Origin of the sequence: Bacillus sp. S14(2024) (assembly GCF_050473785.1) — a bacterium.
GTDB classification, from domain to species: Bacteria; Bacillota; Bacilli; order Bacillales; family Bacillaceae_G; genus Bacillus_A; species Bacillus_A yunxiaonensis.
In genome coordinates this window covers 3713044-3735510 of record NZ_JBFLUP010000006.1, presented here as the reverse complement: position 1 = coordinate 3735510, position 22467 = coordinate 3713044, and the positions used below count along the sequence as shown (strand labels likewise).

The 22467-nt window shown below is 37.1% G+C and carries 20 protein-coding genes, 1 pseudogene and 1 riboswitch; of the genes and pseudogenes, 12 read left to right on the top strand and 9 right to left on the bottom strand.

Annotation, left to right across the window (positions count from 1 at the left end; translation table 11 throughout):
* Positions 1 to 240: 240 nt before the first annotated feature.
* The 4 genes from AB1279_RS18995 (at position 241) to AB1279_RS18980 (ending at position 3451) form a co-directional block, all read left to right on the top strand.
* A complete protein-coding gene (locus tag AB1279_RS18995; protein WP_429760374.1) occupies positions 241 to 975 on the top strand; it encodes a response regulator transcription factor in 735 nt (244 codons plus the stop codon).
* On the top strand, positions 975 to 2288 hold the full coding sequence (locus tag AB1279_RS18990; RefSeq protein WP_429760373.1) for a GHKL domain-containing protein: 1314 nt from the start codon (positions 975 to 977) through the stop codon (positions 2286 to 2288). Before AB1279_RS18995 ends, AB1279_RS18990 begins: the two co-directional genes overlap by 1 nt.
* A gap of 96 nt (positions 2289 to 2384) precedes the next feature.
* Positions 2385 to 3068 carry a YhfC family glutamic-type intramembrane protease gene (locus tag AB1279_RS18985; protein WP_429760371.1) on the top strand — a complete coding sequence of 228 codons (684 nt, stop codon included), beginning with the start codon at positions 2385 to 2387 and terminating at the stop codon, positions 3066 to 3068.
* Positions 3065 to 3451, top strand: a complete 387-nt coding sequence (locus tag AB1279_RS18980; protein ID WP_429760369.1) for a DUF3887 domain-containing protein — start codon at positions 3065 to 3067, stop codon at positions 3449 to 3451. Before AB1279_RS18985 ends, AB1279_RS18980 begins: the two co-directional genes overlap by 4 nt.
* 270 nt (positions 3452 to 3721) lie before the next feature.
* Here AB1279_RS18980 and AB1279_RS18975 read toward each other — a convergent pair whose 3' ends face one another.
* Positions 3722 to 4447, bottom strand: coding sequence for a metallophosphoesterase family protein (locus tag AB1279_RS18975; protein WP_429751640.1), 726 nt, complete (start codon positions 4445 to 4447; stop codon positions 3722 to 3724).
* Between the two features lie 427 nt (positions 4448 to 4874).
* On the opposite strand from AB1279_RS18975, the gene AB1279_RS18970 reads away from it, so the two are divergent.
* Together AB1279_RS18970 and AB1279_RS18965 are read left to right on the top strand one after the other, a co-directional pair.
* A complete protein-coding gene (locus AB1279_RS18970; RefSeq protein ID WP_429760367.1) occupies positions 4875 to 5210 on the top strand; it encodes a YrdB family protein in 336 nt (111 codons plus the stop codon).
* 245 nt (positions 5211 to 5455) lie between these two features.
* Entirely contained in the window at positions 5456 to 5920 is a 465-nt protein-coding gene (locus tag AB1279_RS18965) for a GNAT family N-acetyltransferase (protein WP_429760365.1), read from the top strand.
* A 130-nt stretch (positions 5921 to 6050) separates the two neighbouring features.
* On the opposite strand, the gene AB1279_RS18960 is transcribed toward AB1279_RS18965, so the two are convergent.
* From AB1279_RS18960 to AB1279_RS18950, 3 genes are all read right to left on the bottom strand, one after another.
* The gene (locus AB1279_RS18960; protein WP_429761483.1) at positions 6051 to 7019 is read right to left on the bottom strand and encodes an NAD(P)-dependent alcohol dehydrogenase; all 969 of its coding nucleotides are present in this window, start codon (positions 7017 to 7019) and stop codon (positions 6051 to 6053) included.
* 211 nt (positions 7020 to 7230) lie between these two features.
* On the bottom strand, positions 7231 to 7953 hold the full coding sequence (locus AB1279_RS18955) for a DUF4386 domain-containing protein (RefSeq protein WP_429760364.1): 723 nt from the start codon (positions 7951 to 7953) through the stop codon (positions 7231 to 7233).
* 475 nt (positions 7954 to 8428) lie between these two features.
* Positions 8429 to 8890 (bottom strand): hypothetical protein, encoded by a 462-nt coding sequence (locus AB1279_RS18950; RefSeq protein ID WP_429760363.1) that lies wholly within the window; start codon positions 8888 to 8890, stop codon positions 8429 to 8431.
* A gap of 423 nt (positions 8891 to 9313) precedes the next feature.
* Between AB1279_RS18950 and AB1279_RS18945 the strand changes: the two genes are divergently transcribed.
* Together AB1279_RS18945 and AB1279_RS18940 are read left to right on the top strand one after the other, a co-directional pair.
* Positions 9314 to 9958 carry a LytTR family DNA-binding domain-containing protein gene (locus tag AB1279_RS18945; RefSeq protein ID WP_429760362.1) on the top strand — a complete coding sequence of 215 codons (645 nt, stop codon included), beginning with the start codon at positions 9314 to 9316 and terminating at the stop codon, positions 9956 to 9958.
* A gap of 127 nt (positions 9959 to 10085) precedes the next feature.
* Positions 10086 to 11600 (top strand): acetyl-CoA hydrolase/transferase family protein, encoded by a 1515-nt coding sequence (locus AB1279_RS18940; protein WP_429760360.1) that lies wholly within the window; start codon positions 10086 to 10088, stop codon positions 11598 to 11600.
* A 290-nt stretch (positions 11601 to 11890) separates the two neighbouring features.
* On the opposite strand, the gene gntP is transcribed toward AB1279_RS18940, so the two are convergent.
* From gntP to AB1279_RS18925, 3 genes are all read right to left on the bottom strand, one after another.
* Positions 11891 to 13237 (bottom strand): gluconate permease GntP, encoded by a 1347-nt coding sequence (gene gntP / locus AB1279_RS18935; protein ID WP_429760358.1) that lies wholly within the window; start codon positions 13235 to 13237, stop codon positions 11891 to 11893.
* Between the two features lie 111 nt (positions 13238 to 13348).
* Positions 13349 to 14884: a gluconokinase gene (gntK, locus tag AB1279_RS18930; protein ID WP_429760356.1), complete on the bottom strand. Its 1536-nt coding sequence runs from the start codon at positions 14882 to 14884 to the stop codon at positions 13349 to 13351.
* Entirely contained in the window at positions 14877 to 15608 is a 732-nt protein-coding gene (locus tag AB1279_RS18925; protein WP_429760354.1) for a GntR family transcriptional regulator, read from the bottom strand. The genes gntK and AB1279_RS18925 overlap by 8 nt, the downstream gene beginning before the upstream one ends.
* A gap of 420 nt (positions 15609 to 16028) precedes the next feature.
* Positions 16029 to 16133, top strand: a riboswitch (SAM riboswitch).
* Positions 16134 to 16213: 80 nt separating this feature from the next.
* Between AB1279_RS18925 and mmuP the strand changes: the two genes are divergently transcribed.
* Together mmuP and mmuM are read left to right on the top strand one after the other, a co-directional pair.
* Positions 16214 to 17623 (top strand): S-methylmethionine permease, encoded by a 1410-nt coding sequence (mmuP, locus tag AB1279_RS18920; RefSeq protein ID WP_429760352.1) that lies wholly within the window; start codon positions 16214 to 16216, stop codon positions 17621 to 17623.
* Positions 17598 to 18545, top strand: coding sequence for a homocysteine S-methyltransferase (gene mmuM, locus AB1279_RS18915; RefSeq protein WP_429760350.1), 948 nt, complete (start codon positions 17598 to 17600; stop codon positions 18543 to 18545). The genes mmuP and mmuM overlap by 26 nt, the downstream gene beginning before the upstream one ends.
* A gap of 759 nt (positions 18546 to 19304) precedes the next feature.
* On the opposite strand, the gene AB1279_RS18910 is transcribed toward mmuM, so the two are convergent.
* Positions 19305 to 20774, bottom strand: coding sequence for a glutamate decarboxylase (locus tag AB1279_RS18910; RefSeq protein WP_429760348.1), 1470 nt, complete (start codon positions 20772 to 20774; stop codon positions 19305 to 19307).
* A 53-nt stretch (positions 20775 to 20827) separates the two neighbouring features.
* Between AB1279_RS18910 and AB1279_RS18905 the strand changes: the two are divergent.
* Together AB1279_RS18905 and AB1279_RS18900 are read left to right on the top strand one after the other, a co-directional pair.
* Positions 20828 to 21037, top strand: a pseudogene (locus AB1279_RS18905) (NAD(P)H-dependent oxidoreductase); the annotation flags it as partial.
* Between the two features lie 129 nt (positions 21038 to 21166).
* Positions 21167 to 21751: a Crp/Fnr family transcriptional regulator gene (locus AB1279_RS18900; protein WP_429760346.1), complete on the top strand. Its 585-nt coding sequence runs from the start codon at positions 21167 to 21169 to the stop codon at positions 21749 to 21751.
* On the opposite strand, the gene AB1279_RS18895 is transcribed toward AB1279_RS18900, so the two are convergent.
* Positions 21748 to 22464: a DUF4386 domain-containing protein gene (locus AB1279_RS18895; RefSeq protein WP_429760345.1), complete on the bottom strand. Its 717-nt coding sequence runs from the start codon at positions 22462 to 22464 to the stop codon at positions 21748 to 21750. The two genes, AB1279_RS18900 and AB1279_RS18895, sit on opposite strands and share 4 nt — an antisense overlap.
* Between the last annotated feature and the right edge of the window lie 3 nt (positions 22465 to 22467).

The following is a 22467-nucleotide window of genomic DNA, read 5'->3' as shown; positions in this document are numbered from 1 at the left end:
TTATATTTTTACTTGTTTGAGGCTTTATTGTAGCTATGAAATAAGGGCGTACCGTTTTAGCCATTCATGCGGAGTTATTTTTTTATCCCCGCATGAATGGGCAGTAAGACCCTACTGCTGGAAGTTTCACTTTATTTTACCCGTTTCTATACATGGAAAAACGATTGGGGAAGTATTGTTCAACGAATGAGAGTAATCGTGTTATTCTATTTATAGATTATTTTGAAGTGAGTGATAAGTATGAGTATTTTTATTTTGGAAGATGATGTGGTTCAAGCTCAGCATGTGAAGCGGCTGGTGGAGGGAATTTGTGAGAAATATTTGCTGCCGTACGATTTTATTGAAGTGACAAGTAAAAGTGAACACATTATTGAAAAAATTCCGCTGACGACTTATGTACCGATTTATTTTTTAGATATTGAGATTAAGAGTGAGGAGCGTAAAGGGTTACAAGTCGCACAAGAGATTCGCAAATATGATGCGCAAGGCATTATTGTGTTTGTGACGACGCATTCCGAATTTGCGCCAATCTCGTATCAATACATGGTATCGGCTTTAACATTTATTGATAAAGGTTTGCCTTATGATGAACGCTGCCGCGTGTTTGAACAATGTTTACTTCAATATCAAGCGCGCAACATGGCTGTTATTCCTGCTGATGATTTTATTGTGGAAAACACGAATGCGACTGTACGTGTGCCGTTTGCAACGGTGGAATATATTATGACTGATGAGCCGCATCGTTTAGCTTTAGTGACGACAGACCGTATCGTTTATTTTTATGGCACATTAAAAGAAATTGAAACAGTAGATGAACGTTTACTTCGCTGTCATCAATCGTATATCGTGAATACAGGACAAATGTCTTCCTATGATGCGGCGCAAAAAATGATTATTTTAAAAAGTGGCAAACGCATTCCTGTGTCGCGCCGTTTAGTGCGCAAAGTACGTCAACTGTTAAAGGGTGAGCTGTAATGTATGTTTATGATATAGTCGCGTTTGGGCTGATTGGTATTAGTCATGTCTTATTATACCTTCAATTAATTCGTTACAATCGCCTGTCCTATACAATGGTAATCGCTTTAAGCATTGTCTTTATGATTTTACTTGGGATTGTTGTGACAGTAACAGGTTATCCTGAATTTAATATTATTATATTGTTGCTGTTTCTATTAAGCTTAGGTTTGATACAGGACGAATTAACATTTATGCAAAATTTATACTTTGCATTAGTCAGTATGGTAAGCATTACATTAGTAAAAATGGTGTTACTGGATTTTGGGATGAAGCTGTTTATGTTAACACCATTTAATTTGTATTTATGGACAGGCAGCGTAATTCATCTCATCGCTTCGATTGTAATTGTCTTTGGCATTGCACTGTGGTATAAGCGGATTCAAAAGATTGCTCAGTTTATTGTAGCTAGCCCCCTTTATTATGTAAGCTATGGTCTACTTGTTATAGGGCTCATCATAGAGCTAATTTTGACTGCGCCCTCCACCAATTTATTGGCTACATTACATCAACAGTATGGAGAAATAAGTTATATTGCAGCAATCATATTATTTTTTGTGTTGCTGTTGATTGTGTTAATAAGCTCGCATTTGACAAAAGAAAAGATATTAGAAGAACATCAGGAGCGTTTAGATAAGGAACTACTGGATTATGTAGAGAAGTTAGAACTTATGCATGATGAATTGGCCAGCTTCCGTCATGATTATATGAATGTGTTATTGGCGTTAGAGGAAGGCGTGCGCACGAAAAATGTAACGCAAATTGAACACGTTTATTATGATGTAATCGCTCCTACCTCAAAATTGATAAACAATCGCGAGTTGGATATTGTGAAATTATCTCGGGTCAATATCCCCGAAGTGAAAAGTGTGTTGAGTGTAAAAGTGGTTACTTCTCAGCAACAACAAGTGAACGTGATGATTGATATCCCACAAACGATTGAAACGATTGCAATGCCTGTTGTTACTTTTATTCGTGCCATTTCAATTTTATTGGATAATGCGATTGAGGAAACGGTTCGTAGTAAGGATAAAATGTTGCAAATTGCCTTCTTTGAAATGGAGGAACGCCAATATTTTATTGTGCGCAATAGTTGTAAGCATAAAGCGGTTGATTTACAGCAAATATACGAGAAGCGCTATTCTAGTAAAGAAGGAAGCCGGGGTTATGGACTGTTTTCGTTAAAGCGTATGATTGATAAAACAGATCATGCAATGTTAGAAACAACTTTTGCAGCTCCGTATTTCACTCAAACTTTAATACTTAAAAAATAGTAAATGACCATTTATGATGAAAAATGAACCGAGTATGACAAAACTACATACTTTATACGCTGTCTTTTATACACTTCAATCAAGGGGTGGAACGAGATGGCTAGTATTATTTTTGCTGCGATTATAAGCATAGGATTACCACTGACTGCACTGTTATATGCATGTTCCAAGAAACGATATATTCCATTTGTATTAGGGGGACTGGCATTTGTTGTATCACAAGTATTGATCCGCGTACCAATAATAAAATATTTAGGAGAGCATAGCACAGCCTATTCAATGTTTAGCGCCATGCAACCTGTTTTATTTGCTATAGTTATCGGTTTAACGGCAGGTATTTTTGAAGAACTGGCTCGTTTTATCGCTATGCGCTTTTTTATGAAGCAACGGGATTGGCAGTCCGGATTTTTATTCGGTGCAGGGCATGGTGGCATCGAAGCTGTGTTATTTCTCGGTAGTAGTGCGGTGTTCTTATTGTTCTCACCAACTGCTATCGCAAACAGTGATACCTATTTTATCGGTGGTATTGAACGTTTCTTTGCGATGTTATTGCATATAGGCCTTTCGATTATTGTATTACAAGGCGTTGTGCGAAAGAGGTTTCTTTATGTTGTGCTCGCAATTATGATCCATGGGATTGTAGATGCACTGGTTGGTATTTTACCGTTATATGTGCCGAAAGAAAGTAGTCTGCTTATTGTGGAAGTTACACTAGCGGTTATTGCGGTAGCTGTTTTCAATTATAGTTTATGGATAAAAAGAAAGGGAGTATTGCGATGAAGAGAATTTTATTACCTATTTTGAGCGCTATGATAGTGTTTGCACTTGTAGCATGTGGTGGCAATAAAGTGGATGACTCCGCTTCAAAAAAATATATCACGAAGGCTGAAAAAATCGTGTCATTATTAAATGAAGGTAAGTATAAAGAAGTACACGAAATGTTTGATAATAAAATGAAAGCAGGATTACCAGAAGATCAAATGACAAAGCTTACTCCTATTATCGAGAAATCTGGTACTTTCGAAAAAATCGATAAATCTTCAGTTGAAGAAAAAGATGGTCTGTATGTCGTTATTCTTGTTGCGAAATACAGTAAAGAAAATCGCGTTTTCACAGTGAGCTTTAACGATAAAGAAGAAGTGGCAGGGTTATTCATTAAATAGGCTATGTTATACAGTTAACAATTCGTTCTAATATAGACTTTTAGTTAATAGTTTATGAATAATCGTACTTAAACATTAGAGTGTATTTTCGACGAATATTATTTGTGTAGAAAGAATAAAGTCGGTTGATTTTCACCTGAAATAGTTAGAGCCTTACTACATTTCATTTTTAGTAAGGCTTTTTAAAGTTGTTTACATTTCAATCAATCACATCATAATTTTAAAAAAAATGGATAATGAAATTGTTTAATTCGATTATCACATCTTCTTTTAAATTCTTCCTGTTTTCAATGCTCTAGCCCAATCTAAGCGACCATTTTTTTCACTTTTGTTAATTGCTCTATCCTGATTATAAGGAATATGTAATTGCTCTATCATCCAATCATTTTCTTGTTTTGTAACAATTGTATAATTAGCGAATGGTGAACCTGATTCCATTTTATGATAGATTGGTAATTCATCTTCATAAGCTGGTAGTCCAACACTTCCTGGATTAATAATTATTTTATCATTTGGAAGATAAATGACTCTTGGTATATGTGTATGTGCACAAAAAATAAGTCTTTGTGGGATACCACTTACTAATTTCATAATATCTTCTGTCTTTTTAAGCACTGGTCCACTAGCGTTCATTTCCTCTAACAAATATATTTCATCACTTGTAGGTGTTCCATGACAAAAATAGAAATCATCTGTTTGTAAGAAATTAGGCAAATTAGAAATCCACGTTTTATGCTCATCCTTTAATAAATTCTGTACATATTGAACTGTTAAATTAGACGTATTAGGCTCTAATAAAATTCGATCGCAATTCCCTTTAATACTTTGAATGTTTTGGTTTATTAAAAGATCATAGGTTTCCAGTGGAAATAAAGGACCATATAAGCTATCCCCTAAATTATAAATAGACTGAATCCCTCGGTTATTAATATCTGTTAGTACAGCTTGTAAGGCATCTTTATTTCCATGAATGTCAGCAATTATTGCAATTTTCATACCGATTACCCCTTCAGAATTTTTAGTTTCACGTTTATTTCATTATAAATATGAAAAAAATCTGTCCTTAATTTATATAAAATGAATATTCTTACCATTATTGTACATGAATTGGAAAAATCCGACACTAAATATTTCTAGGAGCGACTCTTACTATCAAACATCTTTATTTGTTTTTTAATGACCTTATTATTTTTTAAGCACCTTTATTGTCACTCAGCATTATTCATTCTCTTAAGTCTATTAAAAATAAATCCCACCTTTTAATATAGAAATGCGGGATTTATTTTTATCCCGCTATTTTTGGGCAGTAAGACTCCAACGTCCTGCGATTCTGAGCGAGCCGCTTCCGCTTCTCTAAAGAAGTTAGGTGGACGAAGAACTGGGATATATCAAAAAGACATGTTTTTCAAAGGAGTGGTCTTTCATGTTTATAAAATCTGTAAATTTAGCTATTCGTTTTCTTCTAGAGTTATGTGCCCTAGCATCACTAGGTTATTGGGGGTTTCAAGTCGGGGAAAGTGCGTATACAAAATTTGTTTTTGGTATTGGTTCACCACTACTTTTGGCGATATTATGGGGGGCTTTCATTGCGCCTAAAGCATCATTGAAACTGCCAGAACCGTACAGATTTATTCTAGAATTAATAATCTTCGGAGCTGCCTCATTTGCTCTGTATTTTGTTGATAAACCAATCTTAGCCATTATTCTTGGAATGGTATTCATCATTAACCGCATTTTGCTCATTATTTGGAAACAATAATTAGAAATATTAACTAGTTCAGCGCCAGTAATAGATTGACGCCACTCATTATTTCTCGTTTTTTTATAAGAAAATCAACAGTTAAGTTTAATAGAGCCATTTAATTAACGAGGCAGGATAATTGAATAAGAGATTATTAGATTGATAAGTATCTCTTATATGTATCCTAAAGTTTTGGATCATTTTACCGGAATAAAAGATATTGTACGATGAGATTAAGCGTGAAGTGAAAGGAAATGATGCTAATGCTTACGTTTCGTCATGTCAATGTAGAAAAAGATAAACAGATGCTCATTAAATTTTTCACCGATACAGATGAAGGAGAAGAATTGGAGTTTAATGAAGGTGAATATATAAAGTATGCGAAGCAGAAACAATTGAATTTTCCTGAAGGATTCGTTTTATTGGAAAATGACCAACAGACAGTTGGAGAGTTAGTCCTTAGGTATGATAGCTATGAAGGACGGGAGATTGGCTATGTAAGTTTTGTATATGTAATTCCCGAGGGGCGCGGGAAAGGATATAGTAATGGAATTTTTCAATATGCTGAGAATCAGTTTAAAAAACGTAATGTATTTGAATATCATCTCCGCGTTGCACAGTCTAATTTAAGAGCAATCAAATTTTATGAAAAACAAGGACTCGTAATAATAGGAGAAGAGCGAAATTCTTACAATCAACGTTGTTGGAGAATGGGGAAGAAGATGTAGGTAGACAAAGAGAATGTATATATAGAATAACAAAACGATTCATTTTACAATAACTAAGACTTGAAAAGGCGATACCACCCTAAAGTATCGCCAGTCTTCGTTATATTCGTTTATTATTCCTTACAAGTTTTCATACGGTGATGACAACTTTTCCTTGAGCGTGCCCTTGTTCAAAATACTTGAAAGCTTCTTTAACCTCGCTCATCTTAAAAGTTTTATCAATGACTGGTTTTACTTTTCCGGCTTCAAGTAGTTCTTTCATATAAATTAAATCATTTTGGTTTTGCCGTTGTAATAAGGTAGACATTTTTTTCCTTCCAGAGAGCGAGAACCAAGATCCTAAGGTCATTGTTTGAAACAGCTGTGCACCTGAACCTCCGACGTGAATGAAAGTCCCATTATCGTTTAAGGACCGCTTATAAGCTGTAATCGGATGGTGTCCGTTAACAGCAAGAATCAAGTCATACTTCTGTCCTTTTTCTGTAAAATCCTCTTTCGTATAATCAATGATATGATCTGCACCAATTGATCGAAGGATTTCTAAATTTCTCGTACTGCAAACACCTGTTACTTCTGCTCCGAACGATTTGGCAATCTGTACCGCAAAAGTCCCCACACCACCAGACGCACCATTAATCAATACCTTCTGTCCGGCCTGAATCTTGCCTTTATCCCTTAGACCTTGTAAGGCTGTAACTGCTGCCATAGGTACCGAAGCAGCTTCCTCAAATGTGATATTTTCTGGCTTTATTACCAATGCATTCTCAGGAACAGATACATATTCAGCAAAACCACCCCAACCAGAAGCGGAAAGGTCACCAAATACTTCTTGACCCGGCTGAAACTGTTTAACATTTTTACCAACTGCTTCGACCCGACCAGCAATGTCACCTCCGGGTATGGCATATTTTGGTTTTAGAAGACCGAAGGCAAAACGTGCCAAGAAGGGCTCTCCTTTAAGAAGCACTAGATTACCATAATTCAGGGATGATGCATGAATCTTTACTAGTACCTGATTGTCCTCAGGAAAAGGTTTATCTACTTCTGTTAAATTAAGAACATCGGGTGAACCGTATTTGTTATAAACGATGGCTTTCATTAATTTTCTTCCGTATCCCTTCGAAACCATCTAATATCCCCCTTGATAAACTTATTCTTTTGCTATAGTAGATAGGACATTGACAAGTATTTTTGGAAAATATTTTTATGGCTTACTTCAAATAAAAGTTCATGACGGTTATTTGAATGACAGTATGAGGTACTGCTACTTAATTAAGTCTGTTATTTTTATTGTATCGGAGCTTATTATCTCAAGTGGGGCTTCTAAACGCTTTCTTTTTTGTAGACATGGAAGCGAGTGTAGATACATTGAATCCTTTTACGATAAGCCATACTGCTAAAATCATTTCATTAGCCGCTACTGGTAGCGACAATATAACACCCCAAACCGAAACTTGTTGAATTACTCCGAACATTTCTAACAATGCTGCCATAAAAACAAGAGTTGCCCCTGTCATACCCAAGATGGGTATAAATCTTGGTACGAGCTTTGATTTATAAAATATATAACTATACATCATCGTATTGATGCCCAGCATGAAATTGGGACCAAGCAAAAATGTCCAGTCATGTATTGCTTTTAAAACTGTACCTGAAGCTTCAAAAGAGGCGATATTCGGAGATGCAGTTGTTGCAAATTCCTGGCTTAAAGTTAAAAGGGACAATACGCTGATTATACCAACAGTAATAATAACTGCTTCAAGAAACCTGAAGCAAACATGCCATAGAGCTATTGTTTCATTGTATTTTCTTAAAATCGGAAACATCGTTGTTGAGGTGCCGACCGCTGAAACAACAAGAATTAATTCCATAAGTGCTCCCAAAATCACCTGATTCGCATGTTCAGGACCTTTAATCAGGTAATCTGGACCATTTAGTATTGGGTTGTATAAATTCAGACCTATTATTGCTGTTACTGCTGCAAGTATAAACAGTACTCCAACAATTAATTCGCTTTTTTTAGTAGTATTCATTTGTTCCTCTCCTCTTTTTAACGATAGCCATTAGAGTTCAGAATTATATCAACACAGCCACAATTGTTATAACCATATATAAGTTATATAGTGGTCTGAGTTATTTATTAATCAAAATTTATATTTTTAATTTTCTTAATTTTATGCCGTGCTATCGAATTAATCACCCTTTTTTTACCATTTGTACTTAAACTAAACTCCCGTTACTTTAAGTACACTCCTTCACAATCTCTGTTTTTCAAAATAAATATCTAATTAATTTCCCAGTGTTATTCCGCAAAATGGCCGGATTGTGGAACAAAAAAATCCTGCATATCAACACAGGATTTTTAATCAAACTTTATTATAAATGATTGAACTTTGTTTTACTTTATCAATCTTTTTATAAAACTACACAATTACCAACGCCGCCATTAATTAATAGGAGATATTCATACCTTAATTGCAGAAGAAGAAGTTATTACTATATACTTTCTTATTCTCTTAAAAAGAAATCAACTACTGACTTAGGAGCATCATTTTTAAGCATATAACCTTTACCTGATTCATTTACTACAGAAATCTCCTTATTATTAATTATAACTGAAAGAGTTTCTTTTGAACCGTTTTTAAAACTTATTTCCATTTCTGCGTTTAAAGATTTTTTTGCTTTTTCATCTAAATGAGATTTAATTGGCGAACCATCTTTTATTGTTTTGACAATATCTTTAATTAATGATTCATCAGAAGTTAGCCCTTTAATGGTTACTAATTTATCATTTTCTTTTTTCGATTTTAATAATTGTATATTCTCTATTTCGTTATCTTTCAACATCATCAATTCTGTTTTTTCTTGTTTCGTGTTATTTGTTCCAGAGGTTTTTGAAGTATTAGAAGAACAGCCAATTAAACTAAAAATTAACATACTGACAAAGAAAGAGTAGAGTAATTGTTTCATTTTTATCTCCTTTTTCTTTCAATATACCATTATATAACTATACATACAATTTAAACCAATTTATTATTGGTTTTCTCAATATGGTAACCACGTATTCTGCTTCCTTTGGTCTTTTTTTGATTTCAGCCTTAGTAAGTTTAGATTTTGAAAAAATAAAATCATTAGTTCTAGGGTTGCATATATCTGTGAAAGTAAAATAGCATGGGTGTGTCCTGTTTTGTGGACATATATTGATTAATACAACAAGGGAGAGATAATGATGAAAATTAAATCCAAAATTGTTGCTATCAATGGTTAAAATAACTAAGAGGAAAAAGTAATCTACCAAAACACCTGATATCGGGGCTTTATTACTTTTCCATCAGAATCAGTACAGCTTGGTGTTCATAATAGTAGTATAATAGTGAATGAGGTGTTAATAGTATGGAAGATATAACCTTAGGCTTACTACTAGATGTTGTTGGTGAAGTATTTTCAGATGAAATTTCAATTGCCGTTTCGAATACGAAAGAATATATCTACTATCGGCCAAGTAAACGAATTGATTTAAAAATTAGTGTCGGGGACCCTATAAAGGAAGGGACGATTGCCCATAAAGCACTCGTGACGAAGCAAAAGGTTTCGGAGTTTATTAACCGGGATGTTTTTGGTATTCCTTATCATGGAATGGCCGTACCATTTTTTAATAATGGGGAGCTTGAGGGGTGCGTGACGGCAATTTATCCAGCTTTAACGGATGGAAAGTCGGTTGTTACCTTAAAAACGACGGACGGCTGGGTTCCGATTCCTTTTTCAGAGGTTATTTATTTAGAGGCAAAAGATAAAAAGACGTATGTGAATGCAGAAGAGTTATCAGGAACACATAAATACTCTCTGCAAGAATTTGAATATTTGCTTCCGAGAGATGCGTTTATTAGATGCCACCGCTCATTTATTGTAAATGTTAATCATATTAAAGCGATTTATCCTGATACTCATTCTACCTTTTTACTTTCGATGGATAATGGTGAGAGGGTACCGGTTAGTCAATCATACGCCAGTTATTTTCGAAAGCTTCTAGGATTCTAGATTTCTCTGCTCTAGAGCCTAGATTCGCTATTTTATCTGCATTTTCGGTATCGTATACCAAAATCCCTATTTTGATAGTGTTAATGTGTAAAATAATTATGAATATTCATTAAGAGAGGGATTACATATGGAGAATAATTTAGAGAGAATCAGGGACCAACGTCTAAAGGACCGAGTAGTTACACCTGAAGAAGCGGCTTCCTGGATTCAAAGTGGAATGACTTTAGGCTTAAGTGGGTTTACACGTGCAGGTGATGTGAAGGCAGTCCCATTTGCGCTGGTGAACCGCGTTAAGGATGATAAATCTTTTAAAGTAAATGTTTATACCGGAGCTTCTTTAGGTTCGGATGTAGATAAATTATTTGCTGAGGCAGGAATTTTAGGTAAAAGATTGCCTTTCCAAGCCGATGCGACTATGCGAAAAGGAATTAATAATGGAGACTTTTTATTTGTGGATCAGCACTTATCTCATACAGCAGAGCTGCTTCGTGCTGACGTTATGGATATAGATGTTGCTATTTTGGAAGCGGTTGCAATAACAGAGGACGGAATGATTATTCCAACCACTTCAATTGGAAATTCTTTAGCGTTTTCCCAAAATGCAAAGTCCATTATTATTGAAATGAATATGGCTCAATCTACACAACTAGAGGGGCTGCATGATTTATATGAACCTGGGAAACAAGGGGAAAGGCTTCCAATTCCGCTCGTTAAATCGGATGATCGAATTGGAACAATCGGTATTTCGGTTGATGTTGAAAAAGTGAAGGGTATTGTGTTTACGAACCAACTTGATTCGCCATCGACGATTGTTCCTCCAGATGAAGAAACTGTTATCATGGCACAGCATTTAATAGAGTTTCTTCGAAAAGAAGTAAAAGTAGGCAGATTAACGAATCGTTTAGCGCCATTACAATCTGGAATTGGTTCAGTGGCCAATGCAGTGCTGCATGGAATGTTAGATTCAGAGTTTGAAGATTTAGAAGTGTATTCTGAGGTATTACAGGATGCGGTCTTTGATCTTATGGATGCTGGGAAAGTACATTTTGCTTCCTGCTGCTCCATCACGCTTTCCGAAGAGAAAATGCAACAGGTATTTTCCAACTTTGAAAAATATCGCGATAAATTAATGATGCGCCCGCAAGAGATTTCTAATCATCCTGAAATCATTCGCCGCCTTGGATTAATCTCGATTAATACTGCTTTAGAATTAGATATATACGGAAATGTTAACTCTACTCACGTTTTAGGTACAAAGATGATGAACGGTATTGGTGGTTCTGGTGATTTTGCAAGAAATGCACGCCTAGCTATCTTTGTTACGAAATCAATTGCGAAAGGCGGTAACATTTCAAGCATCGTTCCTTTCGTCTCTCATGTAGACCATACTGAACACGATGTAGATGTGATTGTCACTGAACAGGGATATGCTGACTTAAGGGGACTGGCGCCAAGGGAAAGAGTGGAACTAATTATTGAGAATTGTGCACATCCAATGTATCGTGACCAGCTACGAGCTTATTACCAAGAAGCGCAAACAAGAGGGGGACAAACTCCTCATGTTTTAGAAAAAGCTTTTTCTTGGCATACGAATTATGCTAAAAATGGAACAATGCTTGAAGCGGTAGTAGAAACTGTATAGGTGCGTATCACAAGTAACCGCTTAAATTTTTTATGGTGTATCCAATGAATCACCATATTTACATTATTTAAATACCTTGTGAATCTGTCTATCATTCGTATTACAATTACGGAGAAAGCAAAGAATATCATGAAGAGTTATGGTGGTAAGGCAAATAGAGTTTAATTATCTAGAAGTTTACCTCATATAGATTCATAAAGGTGAACCGCACCATAAGTAAATAATATTTTTTTTAGATGAATAGACAGCAAAACCCTCATTCAAGTGAGGGTTTTGCTGTCTAGAAAGATTTATACAAATAAGCTTAGTAATAAAGTAAATCCTAATCCAGATACGGAAATGATAGTCTCAAGTAAGGTCCATGTTGCAAATGTTTCTTTCATGCTTAAACCAAAATATTCTTTGAACATCCAGAAACCAGCATCGTTCACGTGTGAAGCAATTAAACTACCAGCTCCTGTTGCAAGGACAACTAAAGAAAGGTTAACGTCAGAGTGACCTAACATCGGAATCACTAAACCGACAGTTGTTAATGAAGCAACCGTAGCAGATCCTAAGGAAATACGTAAGATGGCAGCGATGATCCAGGCAAGCAAGATTGGTGATAATGAAGTTCCTTTAAATAATTCGGCTACATAGTTACCAACGCCGCCATCAATTAATACTTGTTTGAAGGCTCCGCCTCCACCAATGATTAAGAGCATCATCCCGATATTTGAGATCGCTGTTGTACAAGATTCCATCACGTTTTTGATTGGAATATTTCTTGAGAGTCCCATTGTATAGATCGCAACTAATAAGGATATTAACATGGCAGTATCAGCATTCCCAATAAACTCGATAGCTGCTAGTAAACTATTATCTTGAAATCCTATTGTTTTTTGCAGCAACGTAATAATCGTAGCGATTGCCATCAAAATAACAGGTAGTAAAGCGGTGAAAACACTGATTCCAAAACTAGGTGTGTCTTCAAGTTTAAATACTTTCTGTTCACCTAGAGATTTGATATTACCAGTTTTGTTGAATGCTTCAGGTACTAGCTTTTTCGCAATTTTAGTAAATACAGGTCCAGCTAAAATAACTGTTGGAACCGCTATCATAAAACCGTAAAGCAATACTTCACCAATGTTTGCATGCAATTCACCAGCAATAGCAGTTGGTCCTGGGTGTGGCGGTAAAAATCCGTGTGTCACAGATAAAGCTGCTGCCATCGGAATACCGAGATACAAGATAGAAACCTTTAATTCTCTTGAAATAGCAAATACAATCGGAATTAATAATACTAATCCTACTTCAAAAAATAATGCAATACCGATAATGAATGAGGCAGTCACGACAGCCCATTGAATGTTCTTTTCACCAAATTTGTTCACAAGGGTCATGGCAATACGTTGTGCGCCCCCAGAATCTGAGAGTAACTTACCTAACATCGCACCAAGTCCAAAAACGAGTGCTAAATGACCGAGTGTTCCACCTAATCCTGTTTCAATCGTTTTAACGATTTTTTCTGGCGGCATTCCAAGTGCTAAAGCAACGCCGAACGATACAATGATTAATGAAATAAATGTATTTAATTTAAAGCGCATGATCAGTAAAAGTAATGCTAAAATCCCAATTGCTACAATGACTAATGGCATCGTAATTTCCCCCTAATATTAGCTGTATTTGTGTTTATCCCCTGTTTTTTTGGCAGTAACCCCCAACCTCAAAATTCAAAAAGAGAAGAGAGGGGATTACTGATGAAAGTTTTACTTTATTAAATTTCTTTGATAATTAGCAATTCGTGTATAATCTTCTTCTAATGCTCTTGATAGGTTAATAAATATCGGCAGTAATTGTCTGTATTCTTTCGTTGCTTCTTCTTTCGGTGTGTGTTTGTAGGTGCTGCCAACCATTTCGGAAACGATTTCAAACGAATCAATTTTTCCTGTCGCATAGAGACCTAATATACATGCACCTAAACAGGAGCTTTCGTAGCTTTTTGGAACAACGACTTCAGATGCGAAAATATCGGACATCATTTGTCGCCAAACGTCAGACCTTGCGAAGCCTCCTGTTGCTTGAATACGGGTCACAGGACTGTCCATGCATTCAGTTAATGCTAAAAATACGGTGTATAAATTATAAATAACGCCTTCTAAGGCTGCACGAATCATATGTTCCTTCTTATGTGACATTGTTAAACCGAAGAAGGAGCCGCGTACATCTGGATTCCATAATGGCGCACGTTCACCTGCGAGGTATGGATGGAATAATAATCCGTCTGCACCAGGTCTCACGCGCTCAGCAATTTTGGTTAATACATCGTATGGATCAATTCCTAGTCTTTTTGCAGTTTCTACTTCTGATGAAGCAAGTTCATCACGAATCCAGCGAAGGACCATTCCGCCATTGTTTACAGGTCCGCCAATTACCCAATGCTTTTCTGTTAAGGCATAACAGAATATTCTTCCCTTTTTATCTGTTTGCGGCTTGTCAATGATGGTTCGAATGGCACCACTTGTCCCAATTGTGACCGCAATCTCACCTTTTTTAATTGCATTCACACCTAGATTAGAAAGCACGCCATCACTGGCACCAATAACAAACGGTGTTTGTGGATCGATTCCAATCTTCTTAGCTAAATCCGGATTGCAGTTGCTAAATATCGTAGTGGTTGGTACGAGCTCAGACAACTCGGCAGGTGTTATACCAGCAATTTGTAAAGCTTCTTCATCCCAATCTAGTGTATTTAGATTCATCATGCCCATGCATGAAGCGAGGGAATGATCAACAACATATTGATCAAAGAATTTTTTAAAGATATATTCTTTGATTCCGATGTACTTTTTCGTTTTAACAGCGATTTCAGGATGGTCATTCACAATCCAAGTAATTTTACTTAACGGTGACATGGGGTGAATAGGTGTTCCTGTTCGTCTATAAACCTCATGACCATTCAGTTCATCTTTGATTTTACGTGCCCATCCTTCACTGCGATTATCTGCCCAAGTGATACAAGGTGTCAGCGGCTCGTCATTTTCATCCATGGCAATGACACTATGCATGGCGCTGCTAAATGAAATAAACGATAGTTGTTTATCTGAATGATGTTTCGTTATATTTGAAATCGCCTGCAAAACGGCCTGAAAAATCTCTTCTGGATCTTGTTCCGCTGTGGATATATCCGGTGTGCGAAGCGGGTAACCAATATTCTCCGTTTGGATGACTTCGCCTTTTTCGGTAAATAATACTGCTTTGGTACTTGTAGTACCGATATCTATACCTAACATATAGCTACTCATGTTCTTGCTCTACTCCTTTAGATAACAGTTGTTGTGACATCCAAAGGTCTTCAACTTTCCCTTGAACATCATCAAAGTTTTGATGTAAGGCTTTAATCATGAGAGCTCGATCTTTTGCTTCGATTGCTTTTATATAAAGCTCATGATTTTTAATAATCCGTTCAAAGTCTTCGTACTTTTCTTTGAAACGGGTACGCATTGATAAAAGGATTAAGCTTTCCATAACAGGCTTTAAATTATTCCAAATCATTAGGATGTGGGAATGCTGAATGGTCCGAATAATCGTTTCATGGAATAAGAGATCTTGATAAGAAAACTCATCAGCATCATGATATTTAATGGCGATTTTCATCATTTCCATAATTTTATTTAGTTCCCTTACTAACTCATTTGTGTCCATCTTTACTAGCCGTTCAAAGATAAACGTTTCTATAAGTAAACGGACATCATATATTTCTTCGATTTCTTTTTCGGTTAAACCAATGACAACGGCGCCCATTCTTTCTAAGCGAATAATATTTTCAGATGCTAGTACTTTTAATGCTTCCCGAACGGGTGACCGACTTACAGAAAAATCGGCAGCTAATTTATTTTCCGATAGAATGGTACCGCTTTCAATTTTGCCTGCAATAATACGCATTCTAAGTTCGCTTGCAACACGATCACCAGTAGAAGCTTTTGAAAGCCATTTTTCGGGATAAAGAAATTCCATTGATTCCGCCATAACTTCACCTCATGTTAATCAAGTATACTTGTATACAAGTATTATAACTCGGATTTTTAATTATGCAAGCGCTTTTATTTTGTTTTATCTAGATTCCCTGCAGCATTTGTTCAAGTTTGATGAGAGTTTAGAATAATAAGGAATGATAAACAGACTTTATTTTCCAACTTATATAAGGAAAATAAATATTTTTTATAAAGTGAAACTTCCATAAGTGGGGCAGCTCCTACTAATGGTTAATTTGACCAATCGGGCACATGCCAGCAGTTATCCTCTACCTATTTCCTTTATTCCTTTCTGAATAAAGGATCTTACTGCCAGCCAATAGCGGGATAAACGAGTAAATAAATTAGAAGGTATTTATAAGTACAAAAACACATTGACAATTTTCACATAGATTGATAAGGTTATAAAAAAATATTCTTATCCAGAGAGGTGGAGGGACTGGCCCTACGAAACCTCAGCAACAGGTCTGCTTAAGATACTGTGCTAATTCCAGCGGGTGATGAACCTGATAGATAGGAGGGTACGTTTTTATTTGTCAGCCACGCACTCTTTTATAGAGTGCGTTTTTGTTTTCTCTGGATAGTAGGAGGAGAGTAGGAATGGATAATCAAAATGGGAAAGAATTTCAAAGGAAAATGCAAGCACGTCATTTAGTTATGTTATCACTTGGTGGAGTGATTGGAACTGGATTATTTCTAAGTTCAGGTTACACAATTCAACAAGCTGGTCCATTTGGTACAATTCTTTCCTACCTGATTGGTGCACTAGTGGTTTATCTAGTTATGCTGTGTTTAGGTGAGCTTTCCGTACATATGCCTGAAACGGGTGCATTTCATAGTTATGCATCTAAATACATTGGACCAGGGACAGGGTATACCGTAGCTTGGTTGTACTGGTTAACTTGGACTGTTGCTTTAGGCTCTGAATTTACTGCTGCAGGGTTGCTTATGCAGAGATGGTTTCCATCCATCAATGTCTGGATATGGAGTGCCCTTTTTGCCATTTTAATCTTTGGATTAAATGTACTGACGGTTAAATTTTTTGCTGAATCTGAATTTTTGTTTGCCTCTATAAAAGTAATCGCTATTGTAATATTTATTGTTTTAGGAGCAGCGGCAATAGTAGGTTTTGTGCCGATGGCTCATTCAAAGTCAGCGCCATTCTTTTCTAACTTTACAAGTACAGGTCTATTTCCTCATGGTGCTTTTGCCATCATAATGACGATGCTTGCCGTTAATTTTGCTTTTTCAGGAACGGAATTAATAGGAATTGCAGCCGGTGAAACAGTGAATCCAGAAACAACGATACCAAAGGCCATTCGTATTACGTTGTGGAGATTGATTATCTTTTTTGTAGGAACGATCATTGTTTTATCTGCGTTATTACCTAGTTCCGATGCAGGAGTATTAGAGAGTCCCTTTGTTGCCGTTCTTGAACGAGTTGGGGTGCCTTATTCGGCAGATATTATGAATTTCGTTATACTAACGGCTATTCTATCTGCTGCAAACTCAGGTCTTTATGCCTCTTCTAGAATGCTGTGGTCGCTTGCCAATAAGAACACAATATCTCCTACTTTTGCAAAAATGACAAAACAGGGTGTTCCAATCAATGCGGTCATTTTCAGCATGTTGGGAGGAGCTTTGGCTCTGTTCTCAAGTATCGTGGCACCGGATACTGTGTATATTGTGCTAGTTTCCATTTCAGGTTTAGCAGTGGTTGTAGTTTGGATGAGTATTAGTGCTTCACAGTTCCTATTTCGCAGACAATATGTAAAAGAAGGAAATTCTGTAGATGACTTGGTCTATCGCACACCATTCTATCCGCTGGTACCAGTTGCTTCTTTTATCATTTGTTTTGCGTCATGTATCGGGATTGCGTTTGATCCTACACAACGAATTGCTTTATATTGTGGTGTTCCATTTATATTGTTTTGCTACGGAAGTTATTATCTAACACAAAATGTAAAGAAAAGGGGAATAGATTATGTCCAACAAAATCAATCCAATTGATGCTATTTTATCCCAACATTCAATTATGCTGCTTGACGGAGCGCTGGCTACAGAATTGGAGTCACACGGATGTAATTTGAATGATTCCCTTTGGTCAGCACGTGTATTACTTGAGAATCCGGAATTAATTTATCAGGTTCACTCTGACTATTTTCATGCTGGAGCGGACTGTGCCATTACGGCAAGCTATCAAGCTACTGTTGATGGTTTTTCTGGGCGCGGAATACAAGAAAAGGAAGCTTTAGAGTTAATTAAGCAAACAGTGTTACTTGCAAGAAGAGCAAGGGATGATTACTGGAAGAAAAATACGCAAACGAATAGGCCTAAACCATTGGTTGTTGCATCAGTAGGTCCTTATGGAGCTTACTTGGCAGATGGTTCAGAATATATTGGTAATTATGGTGTCACAGATGAAACATTAGCAGAATTTCATCGTTCAAGAATGTCAGCGTTGATTGAAGCGGGTGCCGATTTATTAGCCTTTGAGACGATTCCTTCCTTGCAAGAAGCAAAAGTATTAGATTCATTATTGCGGGATTTTCCAGAAACATATGCTTGGCTATCCTTTTCTTTAAAAAATGAGAAAGAAATAAGTGATGGTACTAAGCTTGCGGATTGTGCAAAGTTGTTTGAGGGAAGTGAACAAATTGCAGCAATTGGTATCAATTGTGCACCAGTAGCTGTTGTTACAGGTGCTATCCAAGAATTGAGCAGAAACACAAAAAAACCGATTCTTGTTTATCCGAACTCAGGTGAAATTTATAGTCCAGAAACAAAAACATGGTCTGGTCAACAATTATGTAACAGTTTCGATATTAAATCTAAAGAATGGTACAATGCAGGGGCTCGGTTAATAGGAGGATGCTGCAGAACCACACCTCATCATATTGAGGAGATTTCAAAAACATGGCGGACTTCCTAGACTTGTATCTGAACAAAGCAAACGGAATTGGTTATTGAGGGCAAGGGCTGAACATCCACTATTAAGCATCAAAATAAGCAGGGAAGCTTTGTCTCACTTTGGGCCAGTTCCTGGGATGATGCTGAAAACAGTATTACTCAAGAGATTATTAAGGTATATGGTCTAGATAATGAAGGGCTAAACAGCCGTTTTTCTTTAAAATGAAGGCCTTTTGAAAATTTTAGTTAGTATCTAACAAAGGGAGATTATCTGACAAGACAAGCTCCCTTTGTTCTATTAAATATAAAAACCTCTAATCTCATTTACTTATGGTGCGGTTCAGCGTGACGTATGTAAATGAGGTTCTCTTGGATCACCCTACCCCCTCTCACTTCCTCCTTTAAATATGAAGTCTTGTCCTTAATTGAGTAACCAGCGATAGTAAAATAAGCGCAGATTTTTCGGCTAGATGCAGAATAGAGCTCGTTCCGGGGTTTATAAGGAGAGGTTTTCTGATTATGCAAAGCAAAATTACACATTTTCATATTTTTCGAGTCAATAGGCGGAATCTCTCCGTCTATTTATCAGATCGGGTACTTAATCTGTTCCCCAAACCGATAAGAGATATAAACTTTTCTTCTGTATAAAGTATATCCTTATTGGTCGACTTAATCTCCATGAAAAGTCCCTCCAATAAATTTCTTAATGGAGGGATTTATCTAAGATAGTTAATTTCACCGGTGGTTAGCTCAACTTAATGACTACGGGATCTATCCCCACTTAGTGATGAAACCCATTATCACATTTCGTATCATGTGGCATAGGCCCGTCCAGGGAATCCAGAAAGGCAACGGCCTGTTTGAGGTTCCTCAAAAATAAATGCGCGAGATCCATGGAAAATCCATTTCGAACCACAACGCGCATAATCGTCACCGCTTCCATATCTGGAGGCAACGGATAGGCGGGTACTTGCCAGCCGAACACACGCAATTGTCGAGATAAATCATAAAGATTCCAGTTTAATGTGTAACCATCTTTCAGTCGCCAAGCGAAAACCGGAATATCCGAACCATCGGACAAAAGTTCGAACGCTTCCATCTCCTGAATCGCCTTGCTAAGAAAAAGAGCGACTTTCTGAGAAGCCCTTTGGACATCATGGTACCCATTTTTTCCTAAACGCAGGTAATTGTAATATTGCAGGAGCACTTGTGCGCCAGGACGAGAGAAATTCAGGGCAAAAGTCGGCATGTTCCCGCCCAAATAGGAGACGCGGAAGATTAGATCCTCAGGGAGATCTTCAGCTTCCCGCCAAATTATCCAACCCAACCCAGGGTAGACTAATCCATATTTATGTCCGGATACATTGATGGACTTCACCCTCGGTAATTGAAAATCCCAGACTAAATCTGGTTGAAGAAACGGTGCTATAAACCCCCCCGAAGCCGCATCCACATGCATGGGAATGTCGAGGCCCGTCCTCTCCTGTAAATCGTCCAACGCTTTCGCAATGGCGGCAACCGGTTCGTAAAGCCCGGTATAAGTCTCACCGAGAATCGGTACCACACCAATCGTATTTTCATCCACGGCAGCGAGGACCCCCTGAGGATCCAATCGGGGATGCTCTGGGCTAACCTTCACATAGCGTGGTTCAACCTCCCAATAGTTCGCGAATTTTTCCCAAACGACTTGAACAGCAGAACTAAACACAATATTAGGCCGATCCACCGGCTTCCCTTCGCTTTTGCGTGCGTTTTGCCAGCGTCTCTTTAATGCAAGCCCCCCGAGCATACATGCTTCCGACGATCCAGTTGTTGAAACGCCCATAGTCGTAAGGGGGGTGGGCGAATGCCAGAGGTTGGCTAAAATGCGGACACACCGCTCCTCAATTTCGGCTGTCTGTGGATATTCATCCTTGTCAATCATGTTCTTGTCGAATGATCTGGCATATAAGTTCTCTGCGGCAGGCTCCATCCATGTGCTAACGAATGTTGCAAGATTCAAGCGGGCATTGCCATCAAGAGCAATTTCATCATGGACGATTTGATACGCTGTTTCTGGTAACATGCCTTCATCAGACATGTGAAAGCGCGGAACGACTGATTCTCCTGCGCGGGCAAACAGAGGATTTATAGAAAATTCGTGAGGCAGCTCCATTTGCACGTGACGCGGTAGATATTGTGGATTATCTGGCATGATCTCTTTTCCTTCGTATGCATCGTTTTGAACTTCTGTTTTTCGATCCTGTGGCATACAAGCCCCCCTTAATGAATTGTTTAACAAACATATTATTTACAAAAAAGCATTTGTTAAACGCAAGCGGCGGTGTATATTCTGAAGGACCAGCAGCTGAAATGGAAATGGCTATTAAATATGTAGCAAATATGATGGGCTTCTTCGGTGCAAAAAATATAGAGAAAGTAGTAATTGAAGGCCACAACCAATTCCCGGATAGAGCAGAAGAAATTATTGCGTCAGGACTTGAAAAAGCTGTTAAAGTAGCAAGTACGTTTTAATTAACAAAATAAAAGACAGTAAAGTAACTTTTTAAATAATGAAAAAAACGCTATTCTTTTTATAGACATATATAAAAAGAATAGCGTTTTTCATGAACGTTTCTATCAAAGGAGTTGACTAAAAGCAAAATGGAAAGCATATTATTGAAGTATTTGACTAAATTTACAACGCTGAATGAAGAAGAACAACAAGCAATCGTTAAAGATATACTGATTGAAGAATATAAAAAAGGAACAATGCTCCTTAGACAAGGAGATGTTCCTACTACATGTTATTTTGTATTGAAGGGATGCGTTAGGCAGTATTCTATAAATGAAACGGGAAAAGAGGTTACATCTAATTTCTACACGGAAGAACAAGCAATTGCGAATTTCAATTATCATAAACAAGACAAGTCATCGACGTATTCTTTAACTTGTGTAGAAGACTGTATATTGGTCGTTGGTGACCTTGATACGGAAAAGGACATGTATAACAAATATACACAATTGGAAACAATGACGCGCAAGATGATTGAGGAAAAACTAGGTGACATGCAAGATGAAATGGCTTCATTTCTTGCATCTACACCTGAAGAGCGCTATAAAGCACTATTACAGAAACGATCTCATTTAGTTGATCGTGTACCTCAACATCAGTTAGCAAGTTATCTTGGTATTACCCCAGAGTCATTAAGTAGAATTAAGAAACGAATCTCTGAAAATAATTTTTAGGAAATTGGGATTTTTCCTCCCTTGAACAGCAACCATATACCAAAGCCCAATTCTCCTGCAATCATCGGCACACTAAATACAAGGTTAAGTATGGAAATGACTCCATCATATTCTGGAAGAAACGTGTTGCACAGGTGAATGACAATATAGCCTATTGAAGCAAGCAATAATAAGATGCTAATGACGTTTGGTATGCTGTTTGATTTGAAAGCTACATAACCCACAACCATGAGATGCCCGCCAAAAATGATTAAACCAATAGACCAAATAGATTGAAATGCCTCTAAAAATAGCATCAGTTGTGCTTGAAGTTGATCTGTTTTAAGTAATGATAAATAGTCTGTATGTTTCGTGAGAAGCAACGCAAATATTAAATTTAGTATGGCGATTCCCAATATAGCCGCATAAGTAAGACGGAGCCATGCACCTAGCAATGAAAGGTTTTTATGAATGGGCTTCAGGAAAATATAGAAAGCCCAGGCGACCACAATGTCACTTATTAGGATGATGATCCAGCCAAAGATTTCAGCTTTGAAAAGGATATTTGATGACATGATGTTGTGAAATGTGGCGCTGGCATCGCCTTTCACAACAAGGCTTGCATGGGCAAATCCATAGGAAAAAAATGAAACAAGTGCCATGATGATAAGCAATATACCAGCAGTCAGGGCGTATTTTCGTTGATCCGATTGCTTTTTTACTATGATAGCCATAAG